The organism is Achromobacter dolens (assembly GCF_902859745.1).
GTDB classification, from domain to species: Bacteria; Pseudomonadota; Gammaproteobacteria; order Burkholderiales; family Burkholderiaceae_B; genus Achromobacter; species Achromobacter dolens.
Window position 1 is genome coordinate 26,849 of the sequence record NZ_CADIJW010000005.1, and the last position, 23,034, is coordinate 49,882.

The window sequence follows — 23,034 nt, forward strand, 5'->3', positions numbered from 1 at the left end:
TTACACCTTCTTGATCGCGGTCTTGCCGAACAGGCCGGCGGGCTTGAAGGTCAGTACGAGCAGCAGCAGGACCAGTCCCGGCACGTCTTTGTACCCCGTCGAAAGATAGAAACCGGTGGTGGTTTCGGCGATCCCCAGGATCAGGCCGCCGACCACCACGCCCATGCCGCTGGACAGGCCGCCGATGATGGCGACCGCGAAGGCCTTCAGGCCCAGCACCGCGCCCATGGTGGCGCCGGTCAGCGTCAGCGGCGCCACCAGCACGCCCGCGAAGGCGGCGGTCAGCGACGACAGGGCATACGAAAACGTGATCACCATGCCGGTGTTGATGCCCATCAGGCCGGCGGCGTCGCGGTCATTGGAGGTGGCGACGAAGGCCTTGCCGTAGATGGATTTGCGGTTGAACACTTCCACCAGCAGCATCATCGCCAGCGCGCCGAACACCACCAATAGCTCCATCGGCAGCACGTTGGCGCCAAGCACCTGGATCGGCGCCTCGGGCAGCGGCGAGGGAAAGCGCAGGTCGTCGCGGCCCCAGACGTTCTCGGCCACGTTCTTGAAGATGATGCCCAGCGCGATGGTGGCCATGATCCAGCCGAACTCCGACCGCGTCTTGATGGCGGGCCGCACGCCGACGCGTTCGACCAGCACGCCTTGCGCGAAGCCGAAGATGCAGACGATGGGGATCATGACCCAGTAGTTCACGCCCAGTCCGACCAGCGTGAGCCCGACCAGCGCGCCCAGCATCAGGGCTTCGCCCTGGCCGAAGTTCAGGGTGCCGGATGTGGCGAAGGTGAGCTGGTATCCGAACGCGATGACGGCATAGATCATGCCTAGCGCGATACCGCTATAGATAAGCTGTAGAAGAATCATGGTATGTGTCGTGAGGCGCTGTGTTCCGTCCCAACCCCCTTGGGCAGAACGCTGTTGTCAGGCGACTGCATGCCGGCGCCCCGCGCACGGGGACGCCGGCGGCGGCGGCCGGGCAGCCGCCGCCGCATTGCTGCGGACGAACTTAGTTGGCCTTGACCACGCGGCCGCCCTTGACCTCGCCGATGACCACTTCCTTGGCGGTAATCGCGTCGTGGTTGTCGTGGGTGAAGGGCTTGTTGTAGGTCATCACCACGCCTTCGACGGGCGTCTGCAGGTTCTCGAGCGCCTCGCGGATCTTCGGGCCATCCGTGGAGTTGGCCTGCTTGATGGCCGCGGCCAGCAGGAAGATCGAGTCATAGCCCTGGGCTGCCGACACCGGCGAGTCGATGCGGTTGTTCTTGGGCTTGAACTTGGCCAGGTAGGCGTCGATGAACGCCTTGCGCTTGGGCGTGTCCGGGTCCTGGATGAAGGTCTGCGGCATGCGCGCGCCTTCGCCATTGGCGCCGGAGTTGTCGATGTAGTTGGCCATCGACAGCGTCCAGCTACCGATGATCGGCACCTTCCAGCCCAGCTTGGCCATGCCGTTGGCGATCTGCGCCAGCTCGGGGCCGATGCCGTAGGTCAGCACGGCTTCTGCGCCCGCGGCCTTGGCCTTGAGCAACTGGGCCGTCATGTCGACGTCCTTGATGTTGAACTTCTCGACGGCCACCGGCTTGATGCCCTTGGCGTCCAGGGCCTTTTCCAGGTCCTCGCGGCCGAGCTGGCCGTAGTTGGTGGAGTCGGCCAGGATCGCGACCTTCTTGAAGCCGCGGCGCGTGATGGCTTCTTCGACGATCATCGGCGCCTGGATGCTGTCGTGCGCCGCGTTGCGGAACACGTAGTTGTCCGGGTATTCCGGCGCCTTGAACTGGTGCGTGATGACGCTGCCGGTGGCGACGTTGTTGAACACCGGAATCTTGGCGTCCTGATAGAAGCGCTGCGAGGCCAGCGCCACGCCGGTATTGATGTAGCCGACCGTGGCCGTGACCTGTTCCTTGTTGATCAGCTCCTGGGCGATCTGCACGCCGCGTTCGTTCTTGGCTTCGTCGTCGCGCTCCACCGCGACCAGTTGCCGGCCGAGCACGCCGCCGCTCTTGTTGATTTCCTCGATGGCCAGGCGCACGCCGTCGCGCATGCTGACGCCCATGGAGGACGAGCCTCCGGTGTAGGGACCGGCCACGCCGATCTTGATGGGGTCGGCGGCGTAGCCCGCGGCCGATACGGCAAAAGCAAGGGTTCCTGCAAGCAGCTTCAAACGAAAATCCATGGATGTCTCCGTTGTAATTAGTAGAACTGCGTGGAAAACCGTGTGCCGGCGCCAGGCGGCGAGGAAAGAGGTTGGTGGCGCGCTCCTGTGTTGCGTGTTGTGACTGTCTGCTTAATCGCTTACGCGAATCTGACCGCGCGGGGTTTTTCCGCGTAAATACCTAGTACGGGCGCACGGGCGCCGGATTCGGGCGCTGCGATGCAGCATGCGATGGAAAAAGATCCGGGAACGCCGAGACGCGACGCCTGCCTGTCGCGCGCGGCCATATTCGGCGCATCCTAGCCAGCGATGCGCCAGGGTGCGCGGAATTTCCTTCCGCCCGGGGCTGGAAATTTATTCCGGCTTGGCCGGCAGGCCGCGCGGCCATTGGGATGCGCGTTCGCAGACCTCGGCCAGCCATAGGGAAAACGCTTGGGCCGCGCCGCCGGGCGGGCGCGAGATTTCGGTGCACAGGTGGTACTGGGATTCACCCGGTGTTTCGATGTCGAGCACGCGCAGCAATTTGCCTTCATCGAGCCATTCGGCGGCGAGGGTGCGGCGGGTCAAGGCGATGCCCTGGCCGGCGCGGGCCGCCGCCAGCATCATGCCCAGGTCGACCAGCCAGACGCCGCGGGCGGGCTCGGGCCAGTCCAATCCCGCCGCGGCCAGCCATGGACGCCAGGGTTCCATCGGGCAGCGCAGCAGCGCGGCGCGCGCCAGGTCCTGGGGACGGTCGAACGGGCCGTGGGCGTCGCGATAGGCCGGCGAGCACACGGCGAACACCGGGTCGGTGGTCAGCGGCCGGGCATGCAGGCCGGGGTATTTGCCGCTGCCGAAGCGGATCCAGACATCGGCGTTTGGCGGCGTGATGTCCAGGTAGGGAATCGACAGCATGATCTCCAGCTCGACGTCCGGATGGGCGGCGGTGAAACCGGGCAGCGCGGGGATCAGCACCTGGCGGGCGAAGGTGGGCGTGGAAACGACCCGCAGGGGCTCGAGCTTGGGTTCGCCGCGCTTGTGCAGCGAGGCGTCCGACAGCAGGTCGAGCGCGGTGCGCACCTGCTCCAGGTATTCGCGCCCGGCGGCGCTCAGGGTGGCGCCTCGGCTGCTGCGGATGAACAGGGTGACGTCGAGCTGCGCTTCCAGCGCGGCGATGCGCTTGCCGATGGCGCTGGCGGTGACGAAGAGTTCTTCGCTGGCGCGCTCGAACGAACCGAGCCGGGCGGCCGCCTCGAAGGCCTGGATGGCGGCCAGCGGCGGCAGGCGCACGTCTTTGGAAGGGGAGGGTCCGCGCATGATCGTCTGGCGGGCCGGCCATGCGCCCGACGAAAGAGTGGCAACCCGGCGATTATAAAAGTGCTGGACCGGGCAGTCCGTCCCCGTATTCCCTAAGCACCTGGGCGATGATCACCCGGTAGCCGTCCAGCCAGCGCGACTGCGCGGCCTTGGCCTGCTGGTGGGCAGGGTGGCGGATCAGGGCCTCCAGGGCTTCAAGCGATTCCCAGTAGTAGACATTGGCGTACAGGCCGCGCGCGGGATCTTCCCAGGCTTCCTCGCCCAGGTAGCCCGGAGTGGTCCGCGCCGCCGTGGCGATGGCCTGGTCGAGCCGGTGGAAGTCGTCGTCGAACTGCTTCTTGGCGAAGATGAAGGTGGCGGTGTAGCGCGCCGGCCCCGGGTGGGCGGGGCCAGCAGGACAGGCGGCGGTATCGGGCATGGCCGGTCAGACGCCCTTTACCGCCAGGCTGATCGCCAGGCCGGCCATGACCACGGCGATGACGCCGTCCAGCACGCGCCAGGCCGAGGCGCTGGCGAAAAAGCGCGCGAACAGGCGCGAGCCGATGCCCAGCACGGCCAGCCACAGCAGGCTGGCGGTGAAGGCGCCGGCGGCGAACGCCATGCGGGCGTCCTCGAAGCCGTGGGCCAGCGAGCCCACCACCACCATGTCGAGCCAGAAATGCGGGTTCAGCAGCGAAAAGCCCAGCGCGCCCAGCATCGCGGCGCGGCGCGAGGGCACCACGTCGCGCGCGGCGGCCAGGCCGCCGGTGGCGGTCCAGGCGCGGCGCGCCGATTGCAACGCGTACCAGGACAGGAACGCCACGCCGAACCACAGCACCGCGGTGGTCAGCCATGGGAACCAGGCGGTCAGGGCCTGCAGGCCCGAGACGCTGGCGAAGATGAAGATGGCGTCGATCAGGGCGCAGATGGCGACCACCGACAGCAGGTGCGCGCGCATCAATCCCTGGCGCAGGATGAATGCGCTCTGCGCGCCGACGACGGCGAACAGGCCCAGCCCGGTGGCCGTGCCGCTGGCCCAGGCGGTGAGGAAGAGGGGGGAGGACAACGTGGCGAACATGACTGCGAACCTTTTGACTGCAACGCCTTGTGGCGGCGCTTGAATACCGGGCCGGCAGCGTCGCGCATGCCGGCAATGCAACATTTTCGCTTGCCGCCAATATGAAATACAGCTAATTTTCCTTCACTATATTAAGCAAAACTAATCCAATGAAAATCGATCATGGCAACCTGCGCGCCCTGGCCGCGGTGGTGCGCGAAGGCAGTTTCGAACGGGCCGCGCTGGCGTTGAGCGTGACGCCGTCGGCGGTGTCGCAGCGGATCAAGGCGCTCGAAGACCGCATGGGCCGGCTGCTGGTCCAGCGCACCGTGCCGGCCGCCGCCACCGCCGACGGTCAGGTACTGGTGCAATTGGCCGAGCAGACCGCGCTGCTGGAGCACGACGCGCTGAACCGGCTGGGCGTGGCGGACGACGATGTGCCGCACGCCAGCATCCCCATCGCCGTCAACCACGACAGCCTGGAGACCTGGTTCGTCGACGCGGCGCTGCAGTTTTCCAACCGCACCCGCGCCACGCTCGACATGCAGTCCGAAGACCAGGACCACACCGCCGCGCTGCTGCGCAACGGCTCGGTGCTGGGCGCGGTGACGACGCTGGCCGATCCGGTGCAGGGCTGCCGCATCCATGCGCTGGGCAGCATGCGCTACGTAGCGACGTGCACGCCGGCTTTCCACAAACGCTACTTCGCGCAAGGCGTGAACGCGCAGACGCTGGCGCAGGCGCCAGTGCTGGTGTTCAACCGCAAGGACGCCTTGCAGGCCCGCTTCGCCCACAAGATCTCCGACCCGGCGCCGTGGCAGCCGCCGGTCTGGTGGGTGCCGTCCACGCGCGCCTTCGTGCAGGCTACGCTGGGCGGGCTGGGCTGGACGATGAATCCGCTGCCGCTGGTGCAGGAACATCTTGACGCAGGTCATCTGGTGCTGCTGCGGGGCCGCGCCTGGGAGGATGTGCCCCTGTATTGGCAGCATTGGCGGGTAAACTCCGAGGCCATGGAAGCTTTGACCGACTCGGTTCTGTCAGCCGCCCGCAGCCTGGTCCGGCGGCGTTAACCCTTTAGGAGAACACCTCATGAACATCCGCAAGTTCGCCGCTGTCGCCATCCTGGGCCTGTGCGCGGCCGGGTCCGCCTGGGCCAAGGACTACAAGGTTGGCGAGGTCGAGGTCGATGATCTCTGGGTGCGCGCGTCCGCGCCGGGCCAGTCCAACGGCGCCGGCTACATGGATATCGACAACGATGCCAAGACGCCCGATCGCCTGCTATCGATCTCTTCCGACGCCGCCGAGCGCGTCGAGCTGCATACGGTCGAAACCGCCAACGGCGTGGCCAAGATGCGCCAGGTCGAGGGCGGCATCCCGCTGCCGGCCAATGGCGAGGTCAAACTTTCGCCGGGCGGCTATCACGTCATGTTCATCAAGCTGAAGGCGCCGTTCGCCGAGGGCGCCACCGTGCCGGCCACGCTCAAGTTTGAAAAGGCGGGCGAGGTGGCGGTGCAGTTCAAGGTCAAGCCGGCTTCGCACAATCCCGGCATGAGCCATGACCACGGGACGATGAAGCACTGATCCCGCCAGGCGGTCCGGAATAAAGAAAGGCGGCAGGCTGTTCGAGCCTGCCGCCTTTCTTTTGCCGCCAGCCGGCGCACGGGGCGCCGGCATGTCGATCAATACAGCCCTTGCTGGCGCATCGCGTCGGCGACCTTGACGAAGCCGGCGATGTTGGCGCCGTCCAGGTAGTTCACGTATTCGCGCTCGCTGTGGCCGTGGCGCACGCAATTCTCGTGGATGTCGCGCATGATGGCGTGCAGGCGCGTGTCCACTTCTTCGCGGGTCCACGCCAGGCGGGCCGAGTTCTGGGCCATCTCCAGGCCCGACACGGCCACGCCGCCAGCGTTGCTCGCCTTGCCCGGGGCGTACAGCACGCGGGCGGCGATGAAGGCCTTGGCGGCGTCCAGGGTGGCGGGCATGTTGGCGCCTTCGGCCACGCATTGCACGCCGTTCTTGATCAGCGTTTCGGCGTCGGCCAGCTCCAGCTCATTCTGGGTGGCGCAGGGCAGGGCCACGTCCACGGGCACGTGCCACGGGCGCTTGCCGGGTTCGTAGACCAGGCCGAATTGGCGTGCGTAGGCGTCCAGGCGGCCGCGCAGGTCGTTCTTGACGTGCATCAGCGCCACCAGCTTCTCGTGGTTGAAGCCGGCTTCGTCGACCACCGTGCCGTTCGAGTCGGACACCGTCACGACCTTGGCGCCCAGCGCCATGGCCTTCTCGATGGCGTACTGGGCCACGTTGCCCGAGCCCGAGACCGACACGCGCAGGCCGTCGAACGACTTGCCGACGCGCTTGAGCATTTCCTCGGCGAAGTAGACGGTGCCGTAGCCGGTGGCTTCGGGGCGGATCAGGCTGCCGCCGAAGGTCAGGCCCTTGCCGGTGAAGACGCTGGCGGTGGAGTTCGACAGCTTCTTCATCATGCCGGCCATGAAGCCGACTTCACGCGCGCCCACGCCGATGTCGCCGGCCGGCACGTCGGTGTCCGGGCCCAGGTGGCGGTACAGCTCGATCATCAGGGCCTGGCAGAAGCGCATGACTTCGGCGTCGGACTTGCCCTTGGGGTCGAAGTCGGAGCCGCCCTTGCCGCCGCCCATGGGCAGCGTGGTCAGCGAGTTCTTCAGGGTCTGCTCGAACGCCAGGAACTTCAGGATCGACAGGTTCACCGAGGGGTGGAAACGCATGCCGCCCTTGAACGGGCCGATGGCCGAGCTGTGCTGGATGCGGAAAGCGCGGTTGACCTGCGCCTGGCCCTTGTCGTCGGTCCAGCACACGCGGAACTGGATCACGCGTTCCGGTTCCACCAGGCGCTCGAGCAGGGCGTGCTCGGCGTAGTGGGGGTGCTTTTCGATGAAAGGCCACAGACTCAGCATCACCTCCTGGACGGCTTGCATGAATTCCGGTTGCTGCGGATCGCGCACGGCGACGCTACGCAGGAAGTCGTCCAGACGCTGCACTTTCAACATGATCTCCTTGGGGGCGCTTCGAATGAGTGCGGAGATGCGCTTTTTTGGGGCGTCGAATCTCCGGATTGGTGCAATACGCACCGGCTTGGTGCGAGATTGTAGGGCTAATTTGTTGCCCTGCGCAAAGCCGGGAGGCGCGCCATCATCTTGATATCAAAGCACTTTTTTCTTATTTTATTGGTGACGTATCATACTTTGGCGAGTGGGCGGAGAACCCGAGATTTCATAGGTGAAGCCATGGGGCATTGAATTCACAGGGAAAATTTATATGTCCCCAATATAATTGAGATCTCGGGCGCGGTGTGGGATCGCCGCCTCATAGGGGAATCCGGCCTTTTGGCGGGATATGGTCCTCATCTTGCGAGGTCAGTTCTGCTTTATATGTCCCTAATTTTATTTTGAGCCGAATCATGCTCGGGCGGCGGACTTCGGCTCCCCGCCGCCCGCGTCTTCAGAGCGTGGCGTCGTAGTCGATGGTCAGCGGCGCGTGGTCGGAAAAGCGTTCGTCCTTGTAGATGGCGACGCTGCGCGCGCGGGCGGCGATGCCCGGCGTGGCGATCTGGTAGTCGATGCGCCACCCGACGTTCTTGGCCCAGGCCTGGCCTCGGTTGCTCCACCAGGTGTATTGGTCGGGGCGGTCGTCGATGGTGCGGAACACGTCCACAAAGCCGCGCTTGTCGAAGACGTCGGTCAGCCAGGCGCGTTCCTCGGGCAGGAAGCCGGAGTTCTTCAGGTTGCCCTTCCAGTTCTTGAGGTCGATTTCCTTGTGGGCGATGTTCCAATCGCCACAGATGATGAATTCGCGGCCGGTCTTCTTGTGTTCGTGCATCAACTCGTCGATCCATGGGCCGAAGCGGTCCAGGAAGCGGTACTTGGCCTGCTGGCGTTCGTCGCCGCTGGAGCCGGAGGGCAGGTAGGCGCTGATCACGGACAGGTTTTTCCAGTCGGCGCGGATGACGCGGCCTTCCGGGTCGAACTCCTCGCAGCCCAGGCCGATATTGACGCGCTCGGCCGCGTCGCGCAGGTAGATGCCGACGCCGCTGTAGCCTTTCTTGACGGCATGGTGGAAGTGGCCGGTGTAGCCCGGCGGGTGGCGCAGGTCGTCGGTCAGGTCCTCGTCGGACACCTTGATTTCCTGCAGGCACAGCACGTCGGCGGCGTGCTTTTCCATCCAGGGTTGCAGGCCCTTGCGGAAGGCGGACCGGATGCCATTGAGGTTGATCGACGTGATGCGCAGCAAAGCGGGACTCCTGTAGAGCGGCCGGAAACGGCCGGAACAATGCCAGGAATTTAACCGACTGGGCGACGTTGTCCGGGAAAGGCCCCGACAGCGGATAAAATGCCGGGGTTTGCCACCTCCCGGATCCTCCTCGCATGTCTGCCGCCCACACCGCCTCCGCCACCTCGCTCGACTTTGTCCGCTTCGCCCTGAACGAAGGCGTGCTGCGCTTTGGCAGCTTCAAGGTGAAGTCCGGTCGTATCAGTCCCTATTTCTTTAATGCGGGCCTGTTCAACAGCGGCGCATCGGTCGGCAAGCTGGCGGGTTTCTACGCCCAGGCGCTCCTGGATTCGGGCGTGGCCTTCGACATGCTGTTCGGCCCGGCCTACAAGGGCATCCCGCTGGCCACGGCAACCGCTGTCGCGCTGGCCAGCCATCCCGAGATGCAGGGCCGCAGCGACGTGCCGTTTGCCTACAACCGCAAGGAAGCCAAGGACCACGGCGAAGGCGGCACCCTGGTGGGCGCGCCGCTCAAGGGCAAGGTCGTCATCATCGACGATGTGATCACTGCGGGCACCTCGGTGCGCGAGTCGGTGGAGATCATCCGCAGCGCCGGCGCCGAGCCGGCCGCGGTGCTGATCGCCATGGACCGCATGGAACGCGCGGGCGCCGACGACGCGCTGTCGGCGCACTCGGCGGTGCAGGACGTGGCCAAGACCTATGGCATTCCGGTGGTGGCGATTGCATCGCTGGCGGACATCATGGCGTTGCTGCAGGACGACGCCGCGTTCGCCGAGCACCGCGAGGCGGTGCAGGCGTACCGGACGAAGTACGGGGTGAAGTAAGCGCGAGTCGGCCAAGGCATTGCCGGCCACCGTATCGCGCGACAGGCTCGTCAAGCCTGTGGGTCGGCTCATGCCCAACGACCAACACGCCGCTCGCATGTGCCGCTTGCGCCAGACGTTTGTCGAACGTGGCCAGCGCCGCACCGCGCCATAACGCGAGTTCCAGGTACGAGGCGTCGTAAACGGTAAGCCCGTGTTCGCGGGCGAGCCGCTCGCATTGAGGCAACCAGGCGGTAGAGGGGCGCGATTCGTTGACGACGGGTACGCTGTTCAGCACGGCAGAGAATTTGGCCAATATGGCTGCCGTGGCCTGTTGCTGCCGCTCGACGCGCAAGGTGCCTTGAGCCACTTCCATTGGCCAGATCTGCGGGACAAGGATGGCTTCGCCGTTCAGGTCGTCCAGGATGGCAAACGCCTGTTCGCTGCAGGTTTGACTGGGCAATCGCAGCCAGCTCAACGCAACCGAGGCATCGAGCACGAGCTTCATTCGCGGACCCCTTTGACGGCGTACCACCAGGTGGCTTCGTCGGTGTACGGGATGGCCGGGAACCGTTTCAGTTCTTCTATCGCATTGTGACCCGCTTCGGTCATCAGGGGATTGACCCGCCTGAGCTGCGCTTGCGCCAGACCGTCATGGGTGATGACAACGAACACACCATCGTTTGCGGCTTGGATCATTTCGTCGAGTCGATCCGCAACTTGTTCGCGTGGGATGGATAGGTAGGGGGCGTTCATGGCCGAAATCTCCAGTCGGAATTGACCGGATCATTCTTGGCCAAGCAAAAGGCCGCGACAAGATGCCGCGGCCATAGGAGTGGTCTGATCTTGCGCGCCGCCTCGAGGTCGGGGTGGCGCAGAGGGATCAGTTGTCCAGCTTCTGCTTGAGCAGGTCGTTGACCTGCTGCGGGTTGGCCTTGCCGCGCGCGGCCTTCATGATCTGGCCGACCAGCGAGTTGAACGCCTTCTGCTTGCCGGCGCGGTATTCCTCGACGATGGCCGGATTGGCCGCCAGCACCTCGTCGATCATGGCGCCGATGGCGCCGGTGTCGCTGATCTGCTTCAGGCCGCGGGCCTCGATGATGGCGTCGGGCTCACCGCCGTTTTCGCCTGCCCACATGGCGCCGAACACTTCGCGCGCGATCTTGTTGGAGATCGTGCCGTCGATGATGCGGTTGATCAGCGCGGCCAGGGCCGGCGCCTGCACCGGCGCGTCGGCGATGGCCTTTTCTTCCTTGTTCAGGGTGGCGGCCACTTCGCCCATGATCCAGTTGGCGGCCAGCTTGGCCTGGCCGGCCGGCAGCGCGTGCGCCACGGCCTCGAAATAGGCGGCCAGGTCGCGGCTGACGGTCAGTTGCGCGGCGTCGTAGGCCGGCAGGCCATACTCGGACTCGAAGCGGGCGCGCTGGGCGGCCGGCAGTTCGGGCATGGCGGCGCGGACCTGGTCGACCCATTCGCGCGAGATCACGAGCGTGGGCAGGTCGGGATCGGGGAAGTAACGGTAGTCGTGCGCGTCTTCCTTGCTGCGCATGCTGCGGGTTTCGTCGCGGTCGGCGTCGTACAGGCGGGTTTCCTGGACCACGGTGCCGCCGTCCTCGATCAGCTCGATCTGGCGCCGCGCTTCATACGTGATGGCGCGTTCCAGGAAGCGGAACGAGTTGACGTTCTTGATCTCGGTGCGGGTGCCGAATTCCTTCTGGCCGACCGGACGCACGGAGACGTTGGCGTCGCAGCGGAACGAGCCTTCCTGCATGTTGCCGTCGCAGATGCCGAGCCACACCACCAGGCTGTGCAGGGCGCGGGCGTAGGCCACGGCCTCGGCGGCCGAGCGCATTTCCGGTTCCGTGACGATTTCCAGCAGCGGCGTGCCGGCGCGGTTCAGGTCGATGCCGCTGGCCGGCGAGCCGTTGGCCAGGGTGAAATTGTCGTGCGAGGACTTGCCCGCGTCTTCTTCCAGGTGCGCGCGCGTCAGGTTGACGGTCTTTTCTTCCTCGCCGACGAAGAACGACAGCGAACCGCCCACCACCACCGGCAGTTCGTACTGGCTGATCTGGTAGCCCTTGGGCAGGTCGGGGTAGAAGTAGTTCTTGCGGGCGAACACCGAACGCGGCGCGATCTCGGCGCCGACCGCCAGGCCGAAGCGGATGGCGCGTTCGGCGGCGCCGCGGTTCATGACCGGCAGGCTGCCGGGCAGGGCCAGGTCGACTTCGTTGGCGTGGGTGTTGGGCGCGGCGCCGAACTCGGTGCTGCTGCCCGAAAAGATCTTGGAGTCGGTGGAAAGCTGCGTATGCGTTTCCAGGCCGATGACGATTTCCCAGTTCATGCTTAGGCGTCCTGCTGGGCCGGCGTGGCCTTGTGCCACGTCGTGACTTGTTGGTAGCGGTCGGCGATGGCCAGGAGGCGGCCTTCGTCGAAGTAATTGCCGATGATCTGCAGGCCGACGGGGCGGCGATTCTCGCTTCCTCCGAAACCGCACGGAACCGACATGGCCGGCAGGCCCGCCAGGCTGACGCCCAGCGTGTAGACGTCGGCCAGCCAGTCGGCGGTGGGGTCGTCGCGGTTGTCGCCGATGTTCTTGGCCACCGTCGGGGTCACCGGGCCCATGATGACGTCGCACTGGCCGGCGAAGGCGCGCTGGAAGTCCTGGGCGATCATGCGGCGCAGGCGCTGGGCCTGCAGGTAATAGGCGTCGTAATAGCCGTGCGACAGCACGTAGGTGCCGATCAGGATGCGGCGCTTGACCTCGTCGCCGAAACCTTCGGCGCGCGAGCGGCTGATCATCTCGTTCAGGTCGCCGTACTGCTTGGCGCGGTGGCCGTAGCGCACGCCGTCGTAGCGCGCCAGGTTGCTCGACGCTTCGGCGGGGGCGATGACGTAGTAGGCGGGGATGGCCAGCTCGGTGCGCGGCAGCGACACCGGCACGCGCACCGCGCCCAGGGCTTCGAACTGGGCCAGAGCGGCCTGCACCGCGGCGGCCACGTCCGGGGCCAGGCCGGCGCCGAAGTATTCCTCGGGCACGCCGATGCGCAGGCCCTTCAGGGGCTGGCTGCCGGCGGCGTCGAACTTGCCTTGCGCGGCGTCGAAATCGCGCCGCACGCGGCCCGGTTCGTTGATGGCGGCGTCGCATTTCTCCAGGCTGGTGGCGTCGCGCGGGTCGAAGCCGCTGATGACGTCCAGCAGTTCGAGCAGATCGCGGCTGCTGGGGGCCAGCGGGCCGGCCTGGTCCAGGCTGGAGCCGAAGGCGACCATGCCGTAGCGCGACACGGTGCCGTAGGTCGGCTTGATGCCGCTGACGCCGCACAGCGCGGCGGGCTGGCGGACCGAGCCACCGGTGTCGGTGCCCGTGGTGGCGGCCACCAGGCGGGCGGCGACGGCCGCGGCCGAACCGCCCGACGAGCCGCCGGGCACGGCGGCCGGATCCCAGGGGTTGCGGACCGCGCCGTAGGCCGAGTTCTCGTTGCCCGAGCCCATGGCGAACTCGTCGCAGTTGAGCTTGCCCAGCGACACGGCGCCGGCGGCCTGCAGGCGCTCGACCACGGTGGCGTCGAACGGGCTGACGTAGCCGTCCAGCATCTTGCTGCCGGCGGTGGTGCGCCAGCCGCGGGTGACGAAGGCGTCCTTGTGGGCGATGGGCACGCCGGCCAGCGGGCCGGCATTGCCGGCAGCCAGCGCGGCGTCGGCGGCGCGGGCCTGGGCCAGCGTCAATTCGGCGTCAATATGTAAGAAGGCGTTCAGGCCGCTGGCCGCTTCGGCGGCCGCGAGCGAGCTTTGCGCCAGCTCGACGGCGCTGACCTGGCGTTGGTCGAGGGCCGCGCGCAGGGCGGCGATCCCCTCGAATTGGGTGTGCAGGGCGGGTTGGGTCATGGCTTAATCGAGAACCTTGGGGACCAGGAAAAGACCGTCCTGGGCATCGGGGGCGTTGGCCAGCAGTTCGGCGCGGCGGGCCTCCGAGGCGGATTCGGTCACGGCGTCCTGGCGCAGGCGCAGCACGATGTCCTCGTGGGCCGACAGCGGGTGGGCGAGGGGTTCGACGCCCTGGGTGTCGACGGCCTGCAGCCGTTCGATCAGGTGGAGGATGCCATTGAGCTCGGCCTGCGCGTGGCCGCGCTGGTCCGGGGTCAGTTCGATTCTGGCCAGCCTGGCAATGCGGGCCACATCTGTGTCATTGAGCGCCATGGGGATTGCAAATATAGAGAAGCGGAGGCCGAGGGGGGACTGGGCAGTATGCACATGCCAAACCCGTTACAAAGCTTGAATAGCCTGCATTTATGCGCTATTTCCGGGGAAATTATAAGTTATGATTCACGGTTTAATCGCCGTGATGACAGGCGCACCCAGGCTTTCCTGGGCCGTACGCCCCGCGGCATGACCCCAATTCCCCCCAGAATTTAGCTGAGCTCCCATGTTCGGATTCCTGCGCAGTTATTTTTCCAGCGATATGGCGATCGACCTCGGTACCGCCAATACGCTGATCTACGTCCGCGGCAAGGGCATCGTGCTCGATGAGCCCTCCGTGGTCGCTATCCGTCATGAAGGCGGGCCGCACGGCAAGAAAATCATCCAGGCCGTCGGCCAGGAGGCCAAGCAGATGCTGGGTCGCGTGCCCGGCAACATCGAGGCCATCCGGCCCATGAAGGACGGCGTCATCGCCGACTTCACGGTCACCGAGCAGATGCTCAAGCAGTTCATCCGCATGGTGCACCCGCGCAACATGCTGGCGCCCAGCCCGCGCATCATCGTCTGCGTGCCCTGCGGTTCCACCCAGGTTGAACGCCGCGCCATCCGCGAATCGGCTCTCGGCGCCGGCGCCTCGCACGTGTTCCTGATCGAAGAACCCATGGCCGCGGCCATCGGCGCCGGCCTGGCCGTCTCCGACGCCAGCGGCTCCATGGTCGTGGACATCGGCGGGGGCACCACCGAAGTGGCGGTCATCTCGCTGGGCGGCATGGTCTACAAGGGTTCGGTGCGCGTCGGCGGCGACAAGTTCGACGAGGCCATCGTCAACTACATCCGCCGCAACTACGGCATGCTGATCGGCGAACCCACCGCCGAACTCATCAAGAAGGAAATCGGCTCGGCATTCCCGGGTTCCGAGGTCCGCGAAATCGAAGTCAAGGGCCGCAACCTGGCCGAAGGCGTGCCGCGCAGTTTCACGGTGTCGTCCAACGAAATCCTGGAATCGCTGACCGACCCGCTCAACCAGATCGTCTCGGCCGTCAAGATCGCCCTGGAGCAGACCCCGCCCGAACTCGGCGCCGACATCACCGACAAGGGCATTGCCCTGACCGGCGGTGGCGCGCTGCTGCGCGACCTCGACCGCCTGCTGCAGGAAGAGACCGGCCTGCCGGTGGTGGTCGCCGATGATCCCCTGACCTGCGTCGTGCGCGGCTGCGGCGAGGCGCTGGAACATCTTGAGAAACTGGGCGCGATCTTCATCAACGACTAATTCCGCCCGCCAGCCCGGAGCCCCGCTTTTTCCAGGCTCCGGCCGCTGCGGGGGCTGCGGGCGCGGGCGCCCGGGCTGAGATTCATGCAACGACAAGGGACTCCCCCCCTATTCAGGCGCGGCCCTCCCGCGGAGGTGCGGCTGGTCATCCTGGTCGTCCTGGCACTGGCTCTGATCATCATGGATTCGCAGTGGCGCATGCTGGAACCGGCGCGCCGCGCGATGTCCGTGGCGCTGTATCCCTTCCAGCGCGCCGTCATGGCGCCGCGCGACCTGGTCCAACAGGTCAACGAGTGGGTCAATGCCGCCAACCTCATCCGCACTGAAAACGAAGCCCTGCAGCGCCAGCGCATCGAGTTGGCCCAGGTTGCCACGCACGCGGCCCAGTTGGCCGCCGAAAACGCGCAATTGCGCCGCCTGCTTGGCGTGACCGATACCGTGGCGCAGTCGGCCGTGGTGGTGGAAGTGCTGTACGAGCCCACCAACGCCTTCAACCAGCGGCTGGTGTTCAACAAGGGCAGCAAGGCCGGCCTGGCGCCGGGCATGCCCGTGATCGATGAAGGCGGCGTGGTCGGCCAGATCGTGCGCGTGACCCCCATGACGGCCGAAGCCGCCCTGGTCACCGACGAGCAGGTGTCCATTCCGGTGCAACTGCTGCGCAATGGCCTGCGGCTGATCGCCTTTGGCGGGAACTCTCCCGGCAAGATGGAGGTCCGTTACCTCGCGGCCAATGCCGACATCAAGGAAGGCGATACGATCGTCACCAGCGGTGTCGGCGGGCTGTTTCCCGCCGGCCTGCCGGTGGCCAAAGTAACCTCGGTCGAGCGCGATACCGCTTCCGGCTTCGCGCGCGCCGTCTGCGAACCGCTGGCCCACCCTGAACGCTATCGCCACTTCCTGGTCCTGCAGGTGGACGTGGAACGTGCCGAGTCCAACCGTCAGGAGGTCGATTCCGGTGGATCGGACTAACCAACAATCATCCGGGCAACCGCGGCGCCGGCTGGGCACGCCCAGCAACGTCCACCCGGAACGCCTGTCGGGCCCCGCGCACGGGGTGTTCGTCTGGGGCACCATCCTGCTGGTCTGGCTGGTGTCGCTGCTGCCCTGGCGCCTGTGGCAGGGCGCGCCGGACGTCCTGATCCTGATCATCGCCTTCTGGTGCGTGCACGAGCCGCGCCGTGTCGGCCTGTTCACCGCCTTCTTTTTCGGCCTGCTGATGGACGTGCATGACGCCGGCCTGCTCGGCGAGCACGCGCTGTCCTACACCTTGGTCGCCTACGGCGCCGTGGTGCTGCACCGCCGCCTGCAACGGTTCGACCTCTGGAGCCAGGCCATGCACATGCTGCCTGTGTTCCTGATCGCCCGTTTCCTCACCCAGATCATCCACGCCTGGCTGGCCGGCAAGTGGCCGGGTTGGGATTGGGGCGTCAGCGTGGCCATCACGGCTGCTCTGTGGCCGCTGGCGGGCTGGGTGCTGCACTTGCCGCAGCGCGGCGCCGACGACGCCGAATCTTCCTCCGCCTGACGGCGGCGCCGCGTCTCATGTTCGAATTCAAGAAAACCGGCCAGCAGCAGAAGCAGCGCTTTCGCCTGCGCGCCTGGGTGGGCGGCGTGTTCGCGCTGGCCTGCTTCGGCGTGCTGGTGGGCCGGTTCTGGTACCTGCAGGTCGACCGCTACGAAGGCCTGTCCGAGCGCGCCGACCGCAACCGCATCGCGGTGGTGCCGATCCCGCCGCGCCGCGGCGAGATCCTCGACCGCAACGGCGAGGTGCTGGCGCGCAACTACCGCACCTACACGCTTGAAGTGGTGCCGGCGCAGGCCGGCAACATGAATGCGCTGTTCGAGCGGTTGACGCAGGTGGTCTACATCAGCCCGGCCGACCAACGCCGCTTCAAGCGCCGCGCGGCCGAGTCCAGCCGTTACGCCAGCCTGCAACTGCGCAACAACCTCAATGAAACCGAGGCCGCCTGGTTCGCCGCCCACGCCTTCCAGTTTCCGGGTGTCGAGCTGCGCGCGCGCTGGGTGCGCGAGTATCCGCAAGGCCAGTCCGCCGCCCACGTGGTCGGCTACATCGGCCGCATTGCCGAGGGCGACATCGAGGAACTCGAGCGCGCCGGCCAATTGGGCAATTACCGGGGCACTGACGTCATCGGCAAGAAGGGCATCGAGAAAACCTGGGAAGAAGCCCTGCACGGCCGCACCGGCCTCGAAGAAGTGGAAGTGACCGCGGGCGGACGCCCCATGCGCACGCTGCGCAGGATCGATCCCGTGCCTGGTTCGGACATCATGCTGTCGATCGACCTGGGCCTGCAGAAGGTGGCCGAGGAAGCCTTCGTCGGCCAGCGTGGCGCGCTGGTGGCGATCGATCCCGACACCGGCGAGGTGCTGGCCTTCGTATCGCAGCCTTCGTTCGACCCCAACCTGTTCGTCGATGGCATCGACGTGGACAACTGGCGCATGCTGAACGAATCGCCGGACCACCCGCTGATCAATCGGCCTCTGTACGGCACCTATCCGATCGGCTCGACCTACAAGCCCTTCGTTGGCCTGGCGGCGCTGGAGCTGGGCAAGCGCCGCGCCACCGACCGCATCTCCGATCCCGGCTACTTCGAGTTCGGCGGCCAGAAATTCCGCAACGCCGGCGGCGCCGCCTACGGCATGACCGACATGCACAAGGCCATCGTGGTGTCGTCGGATACGTATTTCTATTCGCTGGGCCCCGAGATCGGCGTGAACGCGCTGCACGATTTCACCAAGCAATTCGGCTTCGGCCAGATCACCGGCATCGACCTCGAAGGCGAAAAGCGCGGCGTGCTGCCGTCCACCGACTGGAAGCGTTCGGCCTACAAGGACAAGGAACGCCAGCGCTGGTACGCCGGCGAGACCATCTCCGTCGCCGTGGGCCAGGGCTACAACGCCTTCACATTGCTGCAGTTGGCGCAGGGCACCTCGACGCTGGCCAACGACGGGCTGTACCGCCGTCCGCACCTGGTGCACGCGGTGCGGGATCCGCGCTCGGGCGTGGCCAAGCCCACCGAGTCCGCGCCCGACTACCGCATCCCGCTCAAGCAGGCCAACGTCGACGTCATCAAGAACGCCATGGCCGACGTGGTCCGCGCCGGCACGGCGCGCCGCGCGTTTGCCAATGCACCCTACCAGGCCGCCGGCAAGACCGGCACGGCCCAGGTTTTCAGCCTGCGTGGCGGCCACTACCGCGCCAGCGCCATCGACGAACGCCTGCGCGACCACGCGCTGTTCATGGGTTTCGCGCCGCTGGAACACCCGCGCATCGCGGTCGCCCTGATCGTCGAGAACGCCGGCTGGGGCGCCAGCGTGGCCGCGCCGGTGGCGCGCAAGGTATTCGACTACTGGTTGTCCAAGGACCGCCAGGACAAGATCCAGCGCCCCGAGCGCAACGCGTCGACGGCCTCGGTCGAAACCATCACCTCCGACCTGGTGCGCCAACAATGAAGCGTCTCGGCCTAATCCTGCTGCGCGTCTTCACGGCCTTCGACTGGCCGCTGCTGGCGATCCTGATGATGTTCGCCGCGCTCGGCCTGACCGTCATGCATTCGGCGGTGGGCGGCACCGACTGGCGCTTTGCCGAGCAGTCGCGCAATTTCATCATCGCCTTCTTCGCCATGTGGACCATGGCCCTGATCCCGCCCAAGTGGCTGATGAAGCTGGCGCTGCCGTTCTACGTGGTCGGCGTGGTGCTGCTGCTGGGCGTGGAATTCTTTGGCGAGACCAGCAAGGGCGCTACGCGTTGGCTCAACCTGGGCGTGACCCGCATCCAGCCGTCCGAGATGATGAAGATCGCCGTGCCCATGATGCTGGCCTGGTACTTCCAGCGCCACGAGGGCGCGGTCCGCATCCGCGACTTCCTGGCCGCCGCCGCGATGCTGGCGGCCCCTTTCGGCCTGATCGTGCTGCAACCCGACCTGGGCACCGCGCTGCTGGTGTTCGGCGCCGGTTTCTTCGTCATCTACTTCGCCGGCCTCTCATTCAAGCTGCTGGTCCCGGTCATGCTGGCCGGCATCATCGGCATCGGCACGCTGGTGTACTACGAAGACCAGTTATGCGAACCGGACGTCAACTGGGTGGTGCTGCACGACTACCAGAAGCACCGCGTCTGCACGCTGCTCAACCCCAGTTCCGACCCGCTCGGCAAGGGCTTCCACACGATCCAGTCGATGATCGCGGTGGGCTCGGGCGGCGTCTACGGCAAGGGTTACATGAAGGGCACGCAGACCCATCTGGACTTCATTCCCGAACGCACGACCGACTTCATCTTCGCCGTCTACGCCGAGGAATTCGGCCTGTACGGCGGCATCGCCATCCTGGTGCTGTACGGCCTGATGATGGCCCGCGGCCTGACCATCGCTTCGCGCGCGTCATCGCAGTTCGGGCGGTTGCTGTCCGGGGCGTTGACGATGATGCTGTTCATCTATGTATTTGTGAACGTGGGTATGGTGACGGGGATTCTGCCTGTGGTCGGGGTGCCATTGCCGTTCATGAGCTATGGGGGGACGGCCCTGTTCACCATGGGGATCGCGTTTGGGATCATGATGAGCATTAGTCGGCATCGGTCGGTCAAGAGCTGATTTTTTCTTCGTAGGCCGCCCGGGGCGGTGGGCGCACGGGTGGGCGCGCCTACGATTGCGGTCCGGAGCGTTCGCTCCGGACTTCCCCGTCCTCAACCTCGTCCGCCTTCGGCTCCCTACGGTTTCCGTCGGGCGCATCTGAACGGCGCGCCCCCCCGTGCGCCCACCGCCCCGGGCTACCGGTGTCGAGGAATGTGACGCTGCTGCAGCGTGGGGTAAGGAGAGAGTCTTGCGTCGCCCGCCGATGATGGCCGCGCGGGCGGCCATCAACGGCATACATGGTGTCTGGCGTCGGGGCGGGGTTCGCTGCGCGTGGGTGACGAGTGGGGTTCTGATAACTCCGCATGGTCAGGGGAGGGGCGGTGGTGGTCGGCGCGGCGTAGAACGTATTGCGCGTGACGGACCTCTCGCGCCGACCACGCCGATGAACATCACACGTCCCTCACCAGCGGCTACGCCGCCACCCCCTCGACGTTTCCACATCGCGTAAGCCCAAAAAGGCCGCCCGCGCGGCCGGCTTTGGGCGGGCCCCGCAAGATCCTCCCCTCCATTCCAGTCGTTGGCAAAAACGCCAAGCACACTGCTCGTCCCTGCAATGGCGAAACCAAGACGACGTGAGCCCGTTGCGTTGGCGGGCGGGGGCGGCGGGGCGTGTAGATGCGCCCGAGGGAAACCGTAGGGAGCCGAAGGCGTACGAGGTTGACAACGGGGCAGTCCGGAGCGAACGCTCCGGACCGCAATCGTAGCCCCGCCGCCCCCGCCCGCCAACGCAACGGGCGGCTCAAGAACCCCTGAGCCGCCCGCAAAAACAACCGTAAACACAAACCCTCAAGGCAACGCTTCAGGCACCCCTAAGTCCGCGGCCAGCTTCTTCAACCCCTCCCAGATGGGAGGCGCGAATTCCAGCGACTCCGCGTTCAGCTCGCGGTTGCGGGCTTCGTACTCGCCCGGATACTGGACGCCGTCCACGCCCGGTTGCGGCGGGCAGGCATGCAGGTAGTCGATGAACGCGCCCACTTCCATCGAGCGCCAGTCCGTATTGAAGTCCACCTGCGGATCCAGCAGCAGCGCGAACATGTTGTTCGTCGCCACCCCGTTGCGCGGATGCTCCGGCTGGATCGTGCCGCCGCCGGACAGCACGCCCGCCAGCAGCTCGGCCACCAGGCCCATCGCGTAACCCTTGTGGCCGCCGAACGGCAGCAGGGCGCCCGGCGGATCGGTGAACAGCGCGCCCGGATCCGTGGTCGGGTTGCCCTGCGCATCGATCAGCGACCCCGGAGGCGCCTGCTCGCCCTTGGCCGCCAGCACGCGCGCCTTGTTCACCGCGATCGAGCTGGTCGCCATGTCGACGATGAACGGCGGGCGGCCGCCCGGCAGCGGGCCCGCGAAGCACAGCGGATTGGTCGTCAGGCAGGCGCGCGCGCCGCCGAACGGCGCCACCGTGGGGGCGCGGTTGATTACGTTGGTGAAGGCCAGCAGGATCAGGCCCTTGGCCGCCACCATCTCGCCGTAATGGCCCATGCGGCCCAGGTGATGGCTGCGGCGCAGCGTCAGGATGCACTGGCCGTGCTCCTGCGTGCGCTCGATGGCCTTCTCGATCACGACCTTGCCGATGTACTGGCCCAGGCCGTTGTGGCCGTCGTAGGCCAGCATGGCGCCACGGTCGTTGAGCAGCTCGGGGCGGCCGTCGGCCTGCGCCAGGCCTTCGCCCAGCACACGCCGGTAGTTGGTCAGGATCGACAGGCCGTGGCTGGTGTAGCCGACCCGGTCGGACTCCACCAGGTGCTCGGCCACGTCGCGGGCGATGTCTTCCGGCACGCCTTGCGCCATCAGCACGCGGCGACCGTATTCATTGGCTTGGGCAATGGAGATCTTCATGATGCGACCTCCTTACAGCCAGCCGAGCCAGCGCCAGTAGGTCATGCCCATCAGCATCATCAGCGCATAGCCGATGACGGTGACCAGGATGCCGACCTTGGCGAACTGCTTGGCGTTGAAGGTTTCCGTGCCCAGGCACACCATGTTCTGCGGCGCGTTGATCGGCAGGATGAAGCCATAGCTCACCACGAAGCCCAGCAGCATGGTCATGCCCAGGCGGCTGAAGTCGCCCGGCAGCGTGGCCAGCACCGAGATCAGGATCGGCAGCATCGCCGAGGTCAGCGCGGTGGCGCTGGCGAACCCCAGGTGGATGATGATCAGGAAGGCCGACAGGATCGCGAAGATGGCCAGCGGGCCGAGGTGGTCCAGACCCGTGTGCGCCACCACCTGGTTGCCCAGCCACTGGCCGGCCTGCGTGGTCAGCAACGCGGTGCCCAGGCTGATGCCGACGCCGAACACGATCACGGTGCCCCATGGAATGCGCGATTGCACGTCTTTCCACGTCATCACGCCAAAGCGCGGCAGCAGCAACAGGACCAGGCCGAAGTAGGTGGTCGAGGTGGTGTCGAACTTGTGCAGCTTGCCTTCGGTCGACCAGAACAGCAGCAGCATGACCGATACGGCCATCAGGCGCTTTTGCGCGCCCGTCATCGGGCCAAGCTCGAGCAGCGATTTCTCGACGGCTTCCTTGCCCCCCGCGATGCTGTCGCTCTCCGGCGGCAGCAGCTTGAGCACGATGATGATCAGCACGGCCGACATGATCAGCGACCACGGTGCGCCCGCGATCAGCCAGTCCGACCAGGCCACGCGCTGGCCCAGCATCTTTTCCATGAAGCCGACGGTCAGCAGGTTCTGCGCGGCGGCGGTCTGGATGCCGACGTTCCAGATGCTGGTGGCCTGCGCCACGATGATCATGATGCCGGCGGCGATGTTCGAGCGCTTGTCCACGCCGAAGGCCGCGATCACGCCCATCATGATGGGCACCACGGCGGCGCTGCGGGCGGTCGCGCTGGGCACCACCAGGCTCAGCACGATGGTCACCGCGATACATCCGATCAGGATGCGGCGCGTGCTGGTGCCGACCTTGGACAGCGTCACCAGCGCGATGCGCCGGTCCAGCCCGGTGAAGGTCATGGCCGCGGCGATGAACAGGGCGCCGGTGACCAGCGCGAGCGCCGAGTTGGCAAAGCCGGTCAAGGCCATGCTGATGGCAGCCGAGGTGCCGTACAGCACCTGCGGATCCTTGATGGTGGGCGCGGTGCCCAGCAGGAAGGCCATCAGCGTCGTGATCATGATCGCGCTGGCTTCGTAGGACACGGCTTCCGTGATCCACACCACCACCGCGAAGGCCAGGATGGCCAGCATGCGATGCCCTGCGACCGGCAGGTCGGCGGGCAGCGGCAGCATCAGCACGCCGATCATGACGATGAAGCCGGCGACCAGGCCGATCGGGATTTTTGTTTTCTTGGGGGCTTGCGAGGCAGGGACGGCGGTTTCCGCAGTCATATCCATCTCCGGTTGAGGTCAAA

The 23,034-nt window shown here is 66.3% G+C and carries 22 protein-coding genes; 8 read left to right on the forward strand and 14 right to left on the reverse strand.

Going from position 1 to position 23,034, the window contains the following annotated elements:
* The 5 genes from HV783_RS06105 to HV783_RS06125 all read right to left on the reverse strand — a co-directional run bounded on the left by HV783_RS06105 (nucleotide 1) and on the right by HV783_RS06125 (nucleotide 4,511).
* The gene (locus tag HV783_RS06105; protein WP_049076953.1) at nucleotides 1–873 is read right to left on the reverse strand and encodes a branched-chain amino acid ABC transporter permease; all 873 of its coding nucleotides are present in this window, start codon (nucleotides 871–873) and stop codon (nucleotides 1–3) included.
* Nucleotides 874–1,015: 142 nt separating this feature from the next.
* Nucleotides 1,016–2,179, reverse strand: coding sequence for an ABC transporter substrate-binding protein (locus HV783_RS06110; protein ID WP_049076952.1), 1,164 nt, complete (start codon nucleotides 2,177–2,179; stop codon nucleotides 1,016–1,018).
* Between the two features lie 333 nt (nucleotides 2,180–2,512).
* A complete protein-coding gene (locus HV783_RS06115) occupies nucleotides 2,513–3,454 on the reverse strand; it encodes a LysR substrate-binding domain-containing protein (protein WP_063569609.1) in 942 nt (313 codons plus the stop codon).
* Nucleotides 3,455–3,506: 52 nt separating this feature from the next.
* Nucleotides 3,507–3,872, reverse strand: coding sequence for an antibiotic biosynthesis monooxygenase family protein (locus tag HV783_RS06120; protein ID WP_064528422.1), 366 nt, complete (start codon nucleotides 3,870–3,872; stop codon nucleotides 3,507–3,509).
* 6 nt (nucleotides 3,873–3,878) lie between these two features.
* Nucleotides 3,879–4,511, reverse strand: a complete 633-nt coding sequence (locus HV783_RS06125) for a LysE/ArgO family amino acid transporter (RefSeq protein ID WP_054500373.1) — start codon at nucleotides 4,509–4,511, stop codon at nucleotides 3,879–3,881.
* 149 nt (nucleotides 4,512–4,660) lie between these two features.
* On the opposite strand from HV783_RS06125, the gene HV783_RS06130 reads away from it, so the two are divergent.
* Both HV783_RS06130 and HV783_RS06135 read left to right on the forward strand, forming a co-directional pair.
* Entirely contained in the window at nucleotides 4,661–5,560 is a 900-nt protein-coding gene (locus tag HV783_RS06130; protein ID WP_064528424.1) for a LysR family transcriptional regulator ArgP, read from the forward strand.
* 19 nt (nucleotides 5,561–5,579) lie between these two features.
* Nucleotides 5,580–6,071: a copper chaperone PCu(A)C gene (locus HV783_RS06135; protein WP_144655741.1), complete on the forward strand. Its 492-nt coding sequence runs from the start codon at nucleotides 5,580–5,582 to the stop codon at nucleotides 6,069–6,071.
* 98 nt (nucleotides 6,072–6,169) lie between these two features.
* Here HV783_RS06135 and gdhA read toward each other — a convergent pair whose 3' ends face one another.
* Both gdhA and HV783_RS06145 read right to left on the reverse strand, forming a co-directional pair.
* Nucleotides 6,170–7,516, reverse strand: a complete 1,347-nt coding sequence (gene gdhA, locus HV783_RS06140; RefSeq protein ID WP_054500375.1) for an NADP-specific glutamate dehydrogenase — start codon at nucleotides 7,514–7,516, stop codon at nucleotides 6,170–6,172.
* A gap of 451 nt (nucleotides 7,517–7,967) precedes the next feature.
* On the reverse strand, nucleotides 7,968–8,756 hold the full coding sequence (locus HV783_RS06145) for an exodeoxyribonuclease III (RefSeq protein ID WP_049076940.1): 789 nt from the start codon (nucleotides 8,754–8,756) through the stop codon (nucleotides 7,968–7,970).
* A gap of 134 nt (nucleotides 8,757–8,890) precedes the next feature.
* Between HV783_RS06145 and pyrE the strand changes: the two genes are divergently transcribed.
* Nucleotides 8,891–9,580, forward strand: coding sequence for an orotate phosphoribosyltransferase (gene pyrE / locus HV783_RS06150; RefSeq protein ID WP_064528428.1), 690 nt, complete (start codon nucleotides 8,891–8,893; stop codon nucleotides 9,578–9,580).
* Here the strand turns inward: pyrE and HV783_RS06155 are convergent.
* From HV783_RS06155 to gatC, 5 genes are all read right to left on the reverse strand, one after another.
* Nucleotides 9,495–10,067 (reverse strand): type II toxin-antitoxin system VapC family toxin, encoded by a 573-nt coding sequence (locus tag HV783_RS06155; RefSeq protein WP_081273661.1) that lies wholly within the window; start codon nucleotides 10,065–10,067, stop codon nucleotides 9,495–9,497. The genes pyrE and HV783_RS06155 overlap by 86 nt on opposite strands.
* Nucleotides 10,064–10,315: a hypothetical protein gene (locus HV783_RS06160; RefSeq protein WP_054500378.1), complete on the reverse strand. Its 252-nt coding sequence runs from the start codon at nucleotides 10,313–10,315 to the stop codon at nucleotides 10,064–10,066. Before HV783_RS06160 ends, HV783_RS06155 begins: the two co-directional genes overlap by 4 nt.
* Before the next feature lie 127 nt (nucleotides 10,316–10,442).
* Nucleotides 10,443–11,900, reverse strand: a complete 1,458-nt coding sequence (gene gatB / locus HV783_RS06165) for an Asp-tRNA(Asn)/Glu-tRNA(Gln) amidotransferase subunit GatB (protein ID WP_175188819.1) — start codon at nucleotides 11,898–11,900, stop codon at nucleotides 10,443–10,445.
* Between the two features lie 2 nt (nucleotides 11,901–11,902).
* Nucleotides 11,903–13,441 carry an Asp-tRNA(Asn)/Glu-tRNA(Gln) amidotransferase subunit GatA gene (gatA, locus tag HV783_RS06170; protein WP_175188820.1) on the reverse strand — a complete coding sequence of 513 codons (1,539 nt, stop codon included), beginning with the start codon at nucleotides 13,439–13,441 and terminating at the stop codon, nucleotides 11,903–11,905.
* A gap of 3 nt (nucleotides 13,442–13,444) precedes the next feature.
* Nucleotides 13,445–13,753, reverse strand: a complete 309-nt coding sequence (gene gatC / locus HV783_RS06175; protein ID WP_054500381.1) for an Asp-tRNA(Asn)/Glu-tRNA(Gln) amidotransferase subunit GatC — start codon at nucleotides 13,751–13,753, stop codon at nucleotides 13,445–13,447.
* A gap of 226 nt (nucleotides 13,754–13,979) precedes the next feature.
* Between gatC and HV783_RS06180 the strand changes: the two genes are divergently transcribed.
* The 5 genes from HV783_RS06180 (at nucleotide 13,980) to rodA (ending at nucleotide 19,627) form a co-directional block, all read left to right on the forward strand.
* Complete coding sequence (locus tag HV783_RS06180; protein ID WP_006391829.1) at nucleotides 13,980–15,023, forward strand: rod shape-determining protein; 1,044 nt, start codon at nucleotides 13,980–13,982, stop codon at nucleotides 15,021–15,023.
* Between the two features lie 84 nt (nucleotides 15,024–15,107).
* On the forward strand, nucleotides 15,108–15,992 hold the full coding sequence (gene mreC / locus HV783_RS06185) for a rod shape-determining protein MreC (RefSeq protein ID WP_049076925.1): 885 nt from the start codon (nucleotides 15,108–15,110) through the stop codon (nucleotides 15,990–15,992).
* Nucleotides 15,979–16,548, forward strand: a complete 570-nt coding sequence (gene mreD / locus HV783_RS06190; RefSeq protein WP_054500382.1) for a rod shape-determining protein MreD — start codon at nucleotides 15,979–15,981, stop codon at nucleotides 16,546–16,548. Before mreC ends, mreD begins: the two co-directional genes overlap by 14 nt.
* A 17-nt stretch (nucleotides 16,549–16,565) precedes the next feature.
* The gene (gene mrdA / locus HV783_RS06195; RefSeq protein WP_054500383.1) at nucleotides 16,566–18,494 is read left to right on the forward strand and encodes a penicillin-binding protein 2; all 1,929 of its coding nucleotides are present in this window, start codon (nucleotides 16,566–16,568) and stop codon (nucleotides 18,492–18,494) included.
* Complete coding sequence (gene rodA, locus HV783_RS06200; protein WP_049076918.1) at nucleotides 18,491–19,627, forward strand: rod shape-determining protein RodA; 1,137 nt, start codon at nucleotides 18,491–18,493, stop codon at nucleotides 19,625–19,627. The genes mrdA and rodA overlap by 4 nt, the downstream gene beginning before the upstream one ends.
* Before the next feature lie 828 nt (nucleotides 19,628–20,455).
* Here the strand turns inward: rodA and HV783_RS06205 are convergent.
* Complete coding sequence (locus HV783_RS06205; RefSeq protein ID WP_049076915.1) at nucleotides 20,456–21,505, reverse strand: Ldh family oxidoreductase; 1,050 nt, start codon at nucleotides 21,503–21,505, stop codon at nucleotides 20,456–20,458.
* Between the two features lie 12 nt (nucleotides 21,506–21,517).
* Nucleotides 21,518–23,011, reverse strand: coding sequence for a DASS family sodium-coupled anion symporter (locus HV783_RS06210; RefSeq protein WP_081273410.1), 1,494 nt, complete (start codon nucleotides 23,009–23,011; stop codon nucleotides 21,518–21,520).
* Nucleotides 23,012–23,034: the final 23 nt, after the last annotated feature.

What these genes read in the sequence shown, in the direction of transcription:
- pyrE (WP_064528428.1), top strand. Translation starts at nt 8,891, where the DNA reads ATGTCTGCCGCCCACACCGCCTCCGCCACCTCGCTCGACTTTGTCCGC.
- mreC (WP_049076925.1), top strand. Translation starts at nt 15,108, where the DNA reads ATGCAACGACAAGGGACTCCCCCCCTATTCAGGCGCGGCCCTCCCGCG.
- gatB (WP_175188819.1), bottom strand. Translation starts at nt 11,900, where the DNA reads ATGAACTGGGAAATCGTCATCGGCCTGGAAACGCATACGCAGCTTTCC.
- HV783_RS06205 (WP_049076915.1), bottom strand. Translation starts at nt 21,505, where the DNA reads ATGAAGATCTCCATTGCCCAAGCCAATGAATACGGTCGCCGCGTGCTG.
- HV783_RS06160 (WP_054500378.1), bottom strand. Translation starts at nt 10,315, where the DNA reads ATGAACGCCCCCTACCTATCCATCCCACGCGAACAAGTTGCGGATCGA.
- rodA (WP_049076918.1), top strand. Translation starts at nt 18,491, where the DNA reads ATGAAGCGTCTCGGCCTAATCCTGCTGCGCGTCTTCACGGCCTTCGAC.
- gatC (WP_054500381.1), bottom strand. Translation starts at nt 13,753, where the DNA reads ATGGCGCTCAATGACACAGATGTGGCCCGCATTGCCAGGCTGGCCAGA.
- HV783_RS06130 (WP_064528424.1), top strand. Translation starts at nt 4,661, where the DNA reads ATGAAAATCGATCATGGCAACCTGCGCGCCCTGGCCGCGGTGGTGCGC.
- gdhA (WP_054500375.1), bottom strand. Translation starts at nt 7,516, where the DNA reads ATGTTGAAAGTGCAGCGTCTGGACGACTTCCTGCGTAGCGTCGCCGTG.
- HV783_RS06210 (WP_081273410.1), bottom strand. Translation starts at nt 23,011, where the DNA reads ATGACTGCGGAAACCGCCGTCCCTGCCTCGCAAGCCCCCAAGAAAACA.
- HV783_RS06180 (WP_006391829.1), top strand. Translation starts at nt 13,980, where the DNA reads ATGTTCGGATTCCTGCGCAGTTATTTTTCCAGCGATATGGCGATCGAC.
- HV783_RS06110 (WP_049076952.1), bottom strand. Translation starts at nt 2,179, where the DNA reads ATGGATTTTCGTTTGAAGCTGCTTGCAGGAACCCTTGCTTTTGCCGTA.
- HV783_RS06125 (WP_054500373.1), bottom strand. Translation starts at nt 4,511, where the DNA reads ATGTTCGCCACGTTGTCCTCCCCCCTCTTCCTCACCGCCTGGGCCAGC.
- mrdA (WP_054500383.1), top strand. Translation starts at nt 16,566, where the DNA reads ATGTTCGAATTCAAGAAAACCGGCCAGCAGCAGAAGCAGCGCTTTCGC.
- HV783_RS06120 (WP_064528422.1), bottom strand. Translation starts at nt 3,872, where the DNA reads ATGCCCGATACCGCCGCCTGTCCTGCTGGCCCCGCCCACCCGGGGCCG.
- HV783_RS06105 (WP_049076953.1), bottom strand. Translation starts at nt 873, where the DNA reads ATGATTCTTCTACAGCTTATCTATAGCGGTATCGCGCTAGGCATGATC.
- HV783_RS06155 (WP_081273661.1), bottom strand. Translation starts at nt 10,067, where the DNA reads ATGAAGCTCGTGCTCGATGCCTCGGTTGCGTTGAGCTGGCTGCGATTG.
- HV783_RS06135 (WP_144655741.1), top strand. Translation starts at nt 5,580, where the DNA reads ATGAACATCCGCAAGTTCGCCGCTGTCGCCATCCTGGGCCTGTGCGCG.
- HV783_RS06115 (WP_063569609.1), bottom strand. Translation starts at nt 3,454, where the DNA reads ATGCGCGGACCCTCCCCTTCCAAAGACGTGCGCCTGCCGCCGCTGGCC.
- gatA (WP_175188820.1), bottom strand. Translation starts at nt 13,441, where the DNA reads ATGACCCAACCCGCCCTGCACACCCAATTCGAGGGGATCGCCGCCCTG.